This is a genomic window from Glaciimonas immobilis, from assembly GCF_011947285.1.
GTDB lineage: Bacteria > Pseudomonadota > Gammaproteobacteria > Burkholderiales > Burkholderiaceae_D > Glaciimonas > Glaciimonas immobilis.
On record NZ_JAAOZT010000008.1, the window covers coordinates 62,365 to 71,775 of the forward strand.

Consider the following 9,411-nt stretch of genomic DNA (forward strand, 5'->3'; position numbering starts at 1 on the left):
AATATGACTTATATTTTTTGTAGGGTGAACTGCGCCACGTTAATACTTCCTGCAAGAAATCCCGCTTCACAATACGCCAGATAAAAATCCCAGGTACGTAGAAAACGGTCATCGAAACCTTGGGCACGGACGCGGGGTAAATGCTCCTTAAAAGCCTGGCGCCAGTCAACCAGTGTACGTGCATAGTCGTGACCGAACGATAAGGTATCGACTACCCGCAGGCCTTGCTTTTCGGCTTGCGCGCGGAAAGCTGATGGGGATGGCAGCATTCCCCCTGGGAATATATATTGCTGGATAAAATCCGTGCCGCGGCGATAACGTTCAAACAGGGCGTCTTCAATCACGATTGTCTGGATGCAGGCGCGGCCACCGGGTTTGAGATTGCGAGCAATACAGGAGAAATAACCGGGCCAGTATTTTTCGCCGACGGCCTCAAACATTTCAATTGAGGCGATGCCGTCGAACTGTCCGTCGGTGTCACGATAGTCCTGTAATAGCAGCTCGACCTGATCTACTACTCCCGCTTGCTGTAGCCGCTGATTAGCGAAATTTAATTGTTCCGTGGAGAGGGTCAGGCCCGTGACATGGGCTTTGGCTTCACGCGCAGCAATTTCAGCAAAACCGCCCCAGCCGCAGCCTATTTCCAATACCCGGGAGTTGTCTGAAAGTTGCAGCTCGCTCAATATGCGGCGATACTTGGCGTCCTGCCCCTGCTGCAGATTTTCGACATGGCCGGCTGAAAATAGCGCGCTGGAATAGGTCATGGAAGGGTCTAGCCACAACTGGTAAAAATCATTCCCGATATCGTAGTGGGCATGAATATTTTTACGACTTCCGTTTTTACTATTGCTATTAAAAAAATGTTTTACGCGATATAGAAAACTGCCCCACCAGGTGCCATAGATCACCGACTCTATTACCACGCGGTTGCGGATAAATAACTCAATCAGGCCGGGCAGATTGTCAGTGCTCCAATGCCCATCAATGAACGTCTCCGCGAACCCGATATCGCCGGACTTTAGCGCCGCATTGAAAACGTCCCAGTTTTTTAGCCGCATAGTCACTGGGCGGAGTCGCTCGTCATCCAGATTGCCATACTTGGCCGTTTGACCGTCGGGGAAGGTCATGATCAAAACGCCATAGTCCAGCTTATTTAATAACTGAAGAATAAACTGCACCTGAGGAGGAAAATGTTGAGTCGATAGCTGACCGTATTCTTTTGCAGTATCGAAGCTGCGGGACTGGGAAGAATTCGTGTTCATCTGGATACCTTGTTTGATGGGGGAGCGGGTTTGCGATAAAAGGGCACACGCTTGCGCCAAAGTTTTAGTGCTTGCCAGTGAATACGCAGAATCACGCCGACGGTCATAATGGGATAACGAAAAAATGCCTTGGCTACCAGCCGGTTGGAAAGCGGTACCGACAGTGTTGTAATGCCAGAGACGCTGGTAAGGATGAGCGGTCCGGTGGCATCGTCATATTCAATGCGCGCCGTAGTGCGCTCGGTCGGTTGGGCGTCATTTTTATTTTGGGTCCGCATGAATCGAAAGCGATACGTACCTGACACTTCACAGAACGGTGAGACATGAAACACTTTGTCGGCGCGTAGCTCAGTACCAAATGGGATACTGCCGCAGTCCTCATTTTTGCCGTCAAGTAAGTAGCTGTGCTGCTCGCCAAAGGTGTTGCGGACGTCACATAGCACGGCCCTTAAGCTACCGTCCTGACGGTGGCAAAACCAAAACGACACTGGATTGAAAACGTAACCAAGTACCCGTGGAAACGTCTGTAACCATATTTCACCGTCGACATCGTTAATATTTTGTTCTTTTAGTGTGGCTTCAATCCAGGCTAACGGAGTACGCCGACCGTCGCCATAGTCGCGATCGTGGAAAGAAAGAAAGTTGAACTTATTGCGCGAAAAAAAGCGACTATTAAAGTCCAACTGACCAAGTGAGCGCAAGGGGATCCGCAGATAGTACACACTATATGTAAACGCATGGTGCGCGGGTCGCAGACGCGTATGGCGTACACTGCCAAAGCAGAGTTGCACGTGGTCGGTAAAAGAGAGCATGGTCCTTGTCCTCTGCTAGGCGGCCATACTTTCTTTAGCGAAAGCCGGCGTAGGCTGATTTCTCGCGGTGCGCTCGGGTTGGCTCATAATCGCTTTTGCGACTGCAAGACCCGACTTGAGGCCATCTTCGTGAAAACCATAGCCGAGCCAGGCCCCGGCAAACCATGTGTTGTTTTGACCTTGTAGCTTCGCAAACTTGGGTTGCGCCGCGGTGGCTGCGGCATCAAACACAGGATGAGCGTAGTCGAAACGACGTATGACAGTGTGCGGTGCCGGTTGCTCGATAGGATTAAGAGACACAATTAGCGGCGTCTTAAAGGGCAATGGCTGTAGTTGATTCAGCAAATAGTGCACGCACACTTGCGGATCGTTGCCATTTTGACTCTGATAATTCCACGCTGCCCAGGCTTTGCGATTAGCCGGCAACTGGCTGTAATCGGTGTGCAGCACGGCCTGATTAGGCTGATATTTTACGGCGGAGAGTAATTCTTTTTCTTGGGATGTCGCGTCTTGCAATAATTGCAATGATTGATCGCTGTGACCGGCCATGACGATATGGTCGTAGGTGACGGTGCTATGGCGAGTTTGAAGCGAGACCTGATATTGTCCCTCTACATAAACACGGCGTACGCCGGTGACGGGTGTGTTCAGGTATTTATGAGGAAGCGCCGATATGAGTTTCTCAACATATTGTCGGGCACCACCCTTGACGGTATGCCACTGTGGGCGGTCTTCGATTTGCAAAAGCCCGTGGTTATGACAAAAACGAATGAAGCTCGCCACTGGAAAAGCCAGCATCTGCGAGGTCGGGCAAGACCATATGCAACCCGCCATCGGCAGCAAATACCAGCTTTTGAAGGCTTCGCTATAACCGTTGTGCGTTAAAAACTCCCCTAGCGACATACATTCAAATGACCCATTCTTTTCCATAACTAGACGAGTTGCCTGTTTATTGAATCGCAGAATGTCGCGAATCATCTGGATATATCGTGGACTGAGCAAATTGCGGCGCTGGGTAAAAACACTATTGAGATTAGTGCCTGACCACTCCAGAGTGCGCTTGCCGAACAGGCCATTGATGGGGATTTTTACCGAAAACGACATATCGGTGGCAACCGTTTCAACCTTCAGTTCGTTGAATAGATTAACCAGATTAGGATAGGTGTGGTGATTGAATACCAGAAAGCCTGTGTCAACACCATATGTGTGACCTTCAAGCGTGACGTCCACTGTATTGGTGTGTCCACCGAAATAGTTATTTGCTTCATAGAGCGAAACATGGTGACCGGCCTGTGTTAAACGATAAGCAGTCGAGAGACCGGAAATGCCCGAACCGACAATTGCAATTTTCATTTTAATGCTCCAAGGGTCACATAATTTAATTAACATTTATATAGACGCCCTCCAGGTTCGGGACTTAATCCAGCTGTTAATGATACGGTCAGATCATGGGAACGGATTCATTTAGTTAAGATTTAGGGAATATTATTTAGGGTGAATCTGTGGTGTCTCCGCCGCCGTATAAATCTATGAAAACCGATTTAAGTGAGGCATTGGTAGGCAAAGCAGCATCCGGTCCTACCAATTCTTTCATTAGGTTTTATTGAAACTGGCTAACCTGAAGCTTATAAATAGGTAGTCAAGGTAATTCTTGGTAAAATTAGGGGGTTAACCCATTTTGTAAGGCATGTATGCTGTATCCCGAACTGTTTAAATCGCTGGAACAAGTCCGCTGGAACATGGAGACCGACATTCCATGGGACAAGTTCGACGCATCCCAACTTTCCGACGAGCAGGCCCAAACGATTCGCATGAATGCGATTACAGAGTGGTCGGCCTTGCCCGCGACAGAAATGTTTTTGCGCGATAACCACGGCGATAGCGACTTCTGCGCCTTCATGTCAGTGTGGTTTTTTGAAGAGCAAAAGCATTCACTGGTATTAATGGAATATCTGCGGCGCTTCCGGCCAGAGCTGGTGCCCACCGAAGCGGAGCTCGATAAGGTGCGCTTTGAATTTGATCCGGCACCGGCACTCGAAACGCTAACGATGCATTTTTGCGGCGAAATCCGCCTTAATCATTGGTATCGCTGTGCGTCCGACTGGCACAGTGAACCGGTTATTAAACATATTTATAAAATTATTAGCCAGGATGAGGCACGTCATGGCGGCGCCTATCTAAAGTACATGAAGAAGGCGCTGGTTGAGGTGGGTGACACCGCGTCAGCTGCGTTTGCCAAGATTGGCGTGCTGATGGCGTCCGCGCGACGGACTGAGAAGCCTTTGCACCCGACGAATCTTCATGTGAATAAAAACTTATTTCCGAACGATACCGTTCAAAGCCGTTTGCCCGATCCGCAATGGCTGGAGCGTTGGCTGGATGAGCAGATTCAGTTTGATGGGGTATGGGAAAAGAAGGTGGTTGATCGGATATTGCACAACATGTCACTACTCTTTGAGCGCAGCTTCTCAACTGTGCAGGAGTTAAATCGCTATCGCAAAGAGATCGTCGCCCGACTTGCTGCGGTGCCAGTACCGCTGACCGCGAACGTTCAGACCTGATAACGACGAGGGCTTTATTTAAGGATTTATACTCATAGTTGCTTAATAAAATATAAATGTTCACTCGTGAAATAATTGTGGATGGTCCGCTCATCAATTTTTGAGCCAAGGCAATCAATAATTTATCGATAAACAAATATAAGTGCAATTTGGATTGCAAAGCCTTTATTTATGCAATGACTTATCCATTTTTACGTTTTGACGCAGCTTGCAGGCATTAAAGGGCTATCATCATTCTTAGGGCATTGCTAAAGTGTCCAATTTTTCGCTTCAAGCCGCACAACGTTGCGGCTTTTTTATTACTGACTTGTGATTGACATGATTACATTTGAACAAAAAATTGTTGAGCGCGGCGATTTACGGGCCCGCATCGATGCATTGCCACAACCGGTCGTCCTAACTAATGGCGTTTTCGATATTTTGCACCGGGGTCATGTCACTTATCTGGCGCAAGCACGTCAGGAGGGCGCTTCGTTAGTAGTAGCGGTGAATACCGACGCTTCAGTTAAGCGATTAGGCAAAGGCGACGACAGGCCGATTAATACGTGCGCAGATCGAATGGCCGTATTGGCCGCGCTAGAAGCTGTGAGTCTGGTGGTCGCGTTTGATGAAGATACTGCCCTTGAAGTAGTACAAGAGGGTCAACCGGGCATCTACGTTAAGGGGGGCGATTATCAAATGGACGCGATTCCCGAAGGACGGGCAGTGCTGGCATACGGCGGCAAGGTGATTGCAATACCTTTTGCGCATGATCGCTCGACCAGCAAATTACTTTCCAAGGTCCGTCAGGCCAAGTGAATTTGGTGTGGCGCTCTTAAGCTTTCGAGGTGATAAGCCTGCTTTTCTGGCAGGCTTGCCGGGACATGCAAAAAAATCAAAAGATAGCGGCAAGCGCTGCTCCCCCCGTTTCAAGACGAATTAATTAATGTTTCGCGTGTGATGCGGTGTTCATATCCTCAACGCTGACTAACACGTCAATTTTGCCAGCCTTTTGAAACTGTAACGTCATGGGAAACCTATCGCCCACTTTGAGCGGTTTGGTCAGGCCCATTAGCATAATATGAAAGCCGCCACCGGGGGCCATCGCAACGGTAGCCATCGGTGGGAGTTCGACATCACCGACTTCCCGCATTTTCATGACATTGCCATCCATCGTCATAGAATGGATTTCTACCGATTTTGCCCAAGGCGAAGTCGCTTTAGTCAGTTTGTCAGCAACCTTACCCGTATTTTCGATGCTTAAATAGGCACCCCCGCTTGGCTGGCCCGGTACCGTTGCGCGCGCGGTGGGATGGTCGATTTTTAACGCGCCGATGGTGTAATCGTGCGCAGATGCGGAGATGCTAAATAGGAGGGTAACGAGAGAAAGGGTAAGGCGGGAAATCATGTCGATCCTTTTTAAGTGGCAAGTACAGCGACAAAGCAACAGCCGTTTCGGGCCAGATGTCGTTAGAGATATTGGATGCGGTGAAGAAAGCACGGTCTGACTTGTCGACTGCAGCGTAGTAAATAGTCCGTTCGCATTGGCTCAGCACTAATTAGTATTGATTATAGCAATCGACCGGCTATGCCAATGGCAGCTAATTTAGCCCACAGTATACTGACCAGAAGCATGGGCCAAATACAGCGCTGCTTGTTTTAAGCTCCGTCAGGGTACCGGATGCTGTGCCATCTGCTGTGTCACCGCTTAGGATAATTGTCACTGTTCATCACTATCCGTCTCAGGCACCGCCTGCAAAGCCATTTTGCCGCCATGCTTCATACACGACCACTGCGACGGTATTGGAGAGGTTAAGGCTGCGATTGTCCGGGCGCATTGGTAAACGAATGCGCCGTGTGGCGGGGAAAGACTCGCGCAAGACAGGATTGAGGCCGCGCGTTTCCGATCCAAATACAAATATATCGCCTGGTTCAAATGCGATGCTGGCAAACGGCGTAGAACCATGCGTCGTCATGGCGAACATGCGAGAGGGGCTTTCGCCCGACACATTTTTCATGGAGTCAATAAAAGCAGTCCAGTTTGGGTGGACCTTCATGGTGGCGTAGTCGTGGTAGTCCAGTCCGGCGCGCCGCATTTTGGCATCATCCAGCGGAAAGCCGAGCGGCTCAATCAAATGTAATTGCGCACCCGTATTGGCGCACAGACGGATAATATTGCCAGTGTTCGGCGGAATTTCGGGTTCAACAAGTACGACGTGAAACAACGTTGTTCTCCTTCTATTTAAGTAATGTTCGTGCGAAAACCAGATTTGTGACACGCACTGCGCCGCAGCGTTTGAGGGTTCGGGCAAGCTCATTCAAGGTTTCACCGGTCGTCATCACGTCGTCAATCACGCCAATATGGCGGCCTTTAATTAGCGCCATGGCTTGCAGGGGCACGATAAACGCGTCGCGCAAATTTTTGCGGCGCTGATCCGGGTGTAACTTGGCTTGCGGTAATGTATCAAGCCGACGCTCTACTATAGTGTGCGCCAGGTGTATATTCAGTAACCGGGATAGTGGCTTCGCAATTTCCAGCGCTTGATTAAAGCCGCGTTTGGCGAGTCGTTCAGGGCCAAGCGGCACTGCCGTTAATATTTCCGGCAATGCATCAGCCAAATTCTTATCTATTCCCTCCCCTAGACACACCAATTTTTTACTATCCATAGCATGGCGGCGCACCATCGCGTCTCGCAACATCCTGGCAAACACTGGCGCGAGCGGCAATTGAGCGCCAAATTTCAGCGCCAATACCAATTGATCGGCTGGTGCGGCATAATCGATGGCCACAACCGAAGCGTCAAAAGAGCGTGTCTGCTTCAAACAAGCGCCACATAACGGCGCGGATTGACTTTCAATTGCAGGTAACGGAATCGCACATTGTCTGCAACGCGCTACCCCGTGCGAAAAATAGCTGATTACGCAACCATCACATATGACTTCCCGACCTATTTGGCCGCATAGCGCGCAGCAAGTCGGCATCAAGGACCCTAAAAGTTTGGGAACGGCGGTTACTTGTTGCGACCAGCGGAGGAGAGCATTAAGCATCAATGAAAGAGTAAAAAGTAAATGATCGCGCTCAAACGAGGTCTGCGGAAGACCTTGACGCTTGCGCGCCGTGTATTTTCGGCATCGGTGTAAACTAAAGTCATTATCGCATCTCAAGCCCGCATCTAAAGCCCATCTCACATGCAACTTAGGCACAACTGAAGCGCACCTCCTACATATCCCATCTTAATAGTCAGATTTAAATGTCAAATTCGTCCTCCTCTCCTTCGGTCCCTGCATCTATTAAGGCATTGTCTTATGCAAACAACGACGCCGATTCAAGTGCGCCTATAGATATGGTTCGCGTACGCGCTTTATTTGCCGAACCGTCACGCGTGCGTGAGTCGGAGTTTTTGCGTCGGGAGATTTCGACAAGGATGCATGAGCGCCTGGCGCTCGTAAAGATTACGCCGCAACGGGTACTTGATGCCGGATGTGGCGATGGTCCGGATATATACACATTGCAGCAACGCTTTGCAGAAGCACGCATCGTAGGACTGGACGCATCGTTCGGCATGGTGTCGGCAGCGCAACAGAAGCAGCAAGACGCGCAGTCTTCGGTTAACCGTATATTAAAAAAATGGCTGCCTATTAAAAGTAATAGTCTCGAATCTGACCTTCTCTGTGCCGACTTCGCAACGCTGCCCTTGGCACGTGATGCAGTCGATTTGGTATGGTCGAATCTGGCGCTACATTGGCACCCACAACCGGATCGTGTATTTGCAGAGTGGCGGCGTGTATTGCGTGTTGATGGATTGTTAATGTTTTCATGCTTTGGCCCAGATACATTCAAGGAGTTGCGCGGTGCCTTTGCGGTTGCTAATGATGTCTCTCCGGTATTGCCGTTCGTAGATATGCATGATTTCGGTGACATGCTGGTTAACGTAGGCTTCTCAACGCCGGTAATGGATATGGAAACGATCACCGTGACCTACGACACGGTAGAAAAGCTTCTGGCAGACGTGAAATCCTTTGGCGGCAATCCATTAGCGACGCGGTGTCGTTCCTTAGTCGGGCGTGCGGCGTGGAAGCGCGTAGTAGATGGTATCGAAGCCACCCGCAAAGCGGATGGAAAATTACCGCTGACGTTCGAAATTATCTATGGTCACGCCTTCCGTCCGACACCAAAAAAAGCGGCTAACGGAGAGTCCGTGGTGCGTTGGGATTTGGATAAAAAAAGATAATTTAATTTATATTAAAAACCGCTTGCCATTGGTGAACTGCCTTGCTATAGTTCGGCCTCTGTTGAAAAGGACGCGCAATAAACGACACGGTGCAAGCGGTGTTGTGGGCGAAATTGGAGACCGAAACGAGGTGGTAAATGCGGTGTTTTACGCAGGTAGTCAGCGTTAATTTGGTTTTAAATTGTTGTTGAAATGATTTAAAAAGAAGTTGACCAAAAACGTAAAGTGCTACATAATCTCATCTCTCTGTTGCTGACAAACAAAACGCTTTGTCGGTGCTGCGAACACTCCGGTGTGACGCCAAACAGAATCAGGTTCTTTAACAATTAACAGCCGATAAGTGTGGGCGTTTAATGAAAGTGCAGCGGCAACGACTTCGGTCGTTGGCGTATAACTTAAAACATTAAATGTTCACAAAAGAAGAAAATAGGATATTGGACTGAGTTAAATCAGAAAGATAGCCTGTCAGACTTTTGAGTGAGCGATGGCAGAACTGTTAAAGGTTCGGCCAGGCAGCAATGCCACAAAACAGAGATTAAACTGAAGAGTTTGATCCTGGCTCAGA

General features: G+C 49.2%; 9 protein-coding genes. 3 read left to right on the plus strand and 6 right to left on the minus strand.

Annotated features, from left to right (window positions below; translation table 11 throughout):
* Nucleotides 1-8: 8 nt before the first annotated feature.
* From HAV38_RS14240 to HAV38_RS14250, 3 genes are read right to left on the minus strand one after another with little or no spacing between them, the layout of a single operon-like run.
* Entirely contained in the window at nucleotides 9-1,262 is a 1,254-nt protein-coding gene (locus HAV38_RS14240) for an SAM-dependent methyltransferase (RefSeq protein ID WP_168056058.1), read from the minus strand.
* Nucleotides 1,259-2,074: a DUF1365 domain-containing protein gene (locus HAV38_RS14245; protein ID WP_168056059.1), complete on the minus strand. Its 816-nt coding sequence runs from the start codon at nucleotides 2,072-2,074 to the stop codon at nucleotides 1,259-1,261. Before HAV38_RS14245 ends, HAV38_RS14240 begins: the two co-directional genes overlap by 4 nt.
* Before the next feature lie 15 nt (nucleotides 2,075-2,089).
* Nucleotides 2,090-3,427 carry an NAD(P)/FAD-dependent oxidoreductase gene (locus tag HAV38_RS14250; RefSeq protein ID WP_168056060.1) on the minus strand — a complete coding sequence of 446 codons (1,338 nt, stop codon included), beginning with the start codon at nucleotides 3,425-3,427 and terminating at the stop codon, nucleotides 2,090-2,092.
* Nucleotides 3,428-3,765: 338 nt separating this feature from the next.
* On the opposite strand from HAV38_RS14250, the gene HAV38_RS14255 reads away from it, so the two are divergent.
* Together HAV38_RS14255 and rfaE2 are read left to right on the plus strand one after the other, a co-directional pair.
* Complete coding sequence (locus tag HAV38_RS14255) at nucleotides 3,766-4,635, plus strand: ferritin family protein (protein ID WP_168056061.1); 870 nt, start codon at nucleotides 3,766-3,768, stop codon at nucleotides 4,633-4,635.
* Nucleotides 4,636-4,953: 318 nt separating this feature from the next.
* The gene (gene rfaE2 / locus HAV38_RS14260; protein WP_168056062.1) at nucleotides 4,954-5,433 is read left to right on the plus strand and encodes a D-glycero-beta-D-manno-heptose 1-phosphate adenylyltransferase; all 480 of its coding nucleotides are present in this window, start codon (nucleotides 4,954-4,956) and stop codon (nucleotides 5,431-5,433) included.
* A 124-nt stretch (nucleotides 5,434-5,557) separates the two neighbouring features.
* Here rfaE2 and HAV38_RS14265 read toward each other — a convergent pair whose 3' ends face one another.
* The 3 genes from HAV38_RS14265 to HAV38_RS14275 form a co-directional block, all read right to left on the minus strand.
* Nucleotides 5,558-6,022 carry a copper chaperone PCu(A)C gene (locus HAV38_RS14265; RefSeq protein ID WP_168056063.1) on the minus strand — a complete coding sequence of 155 codons (465 nt, stop codon included), beginning with the start codon at nucleotides 6,020-6,022 and terminating at the stop codon, nucleotides 5,558-5,560.
* A 334-nt stretch (nucleotides 6,023-6,356) separates the two neighbouring features.
* The gene (gene trmL, locus HAV38_RS14270) at nucleotides 6,357-6,839 is read right to left on the minus strand and encodes a tRNA (uridine(34)/cytosine(34)/5-carboxymethylaminomethyluridine(34)-2'-O)-methyltransferase TrmL (RefSeq protein WP_168056064.1); all 483 of its coding nucleotides are present in this window, start codon (nucleotides 6,837-6,839) and stop codon (nucleotides 6,357-6,359) included.
* Between the two features lie 13 nt (nucleotides 6,840-6,852).
* Complete coding sequence (locus HAV38_RS14275; protein ID WP_245182377.1) at nucleotides 6,853-7,437, minus strand: ComF family protein; 585 nt, start codon at nucleotides 7,435-7,437, stop codon at nucleotides 6,853-6,855.
* Nucleotides 7,438-7,865: 428 nt separating this feature from the next.
* On the opposite strand from HAV38_RS14275, the gene HAV38_RS14280 reads away from it, so the two are divergent.
* The gene (locus HAV38_RS14280) at nucleotides 7,866-8,846 is read left to right on the plus strand and encodes a methyltransferase domain-containing protein (protein ID WP_375791701.1); all 981 of its coding nucleotides are present in this window, start codon (nucleotides 7,866-7,868) and stop codon (nucleotides 8,844-8,846) included.
* Nucleotides 8,847-9,411: the final 565 nt, after the last annotated feature.

Excerpts from the sequence above, each read along its gene's own strand:
- HAV38_RS14240 (WP_168056058.1), bottom strand. The coding sequence starts at position 1,262 with ATGAACACGAATTCTTCCCAGTCCCGCAGCTTCGATACTGCAAAAGAA.
- HAV38_RS14245 (WP_168056059.1), bottom strand. The coding sequence starts at position 2,074 with ATGCTCTCTTTTACCGACCACGTGCAACTCTGCTTTGGCAGTGTACGC.
- HAV38_RS14250 (WP_168056060.1), bottom strand. The coding sequence starts at position 3,427 with ATGAAAATTGCAATTGTCGGTTCGGGCATTTCCGGTCTCTCGACTGCT.
- HAV38_RS14255 (WP_168056061.1), top strand. The coding sequence starts at position 3,766 with ATGCTGTATCCCGAACTGTTTAAATCGCTGGAACAAGTCCGCTGGAAC.
- rfaE2 (WP_168056062.1), top strand. The coding sequence starts at position 4,954 with ATGATTACATTTGAACAAAAAATTGTTGAGCGCGGCGATTTACGGGCC.
- HAV38_RS14265 (WP_168056063.1), bottom strand. The coding sequence starts at position 6,022 with ATGATTTCCCGCCTTACCCTTTCTCTCGTTACCCTCCTATTTAGCATC.
- HAV38_RS14280 (WP_375791701.1), top strand. The coding sequence starts at position 7,866 with ATGTCAAATTCGTCCTCCTCTCCTTCGGTCCCTGCATCTATTAAGGCA.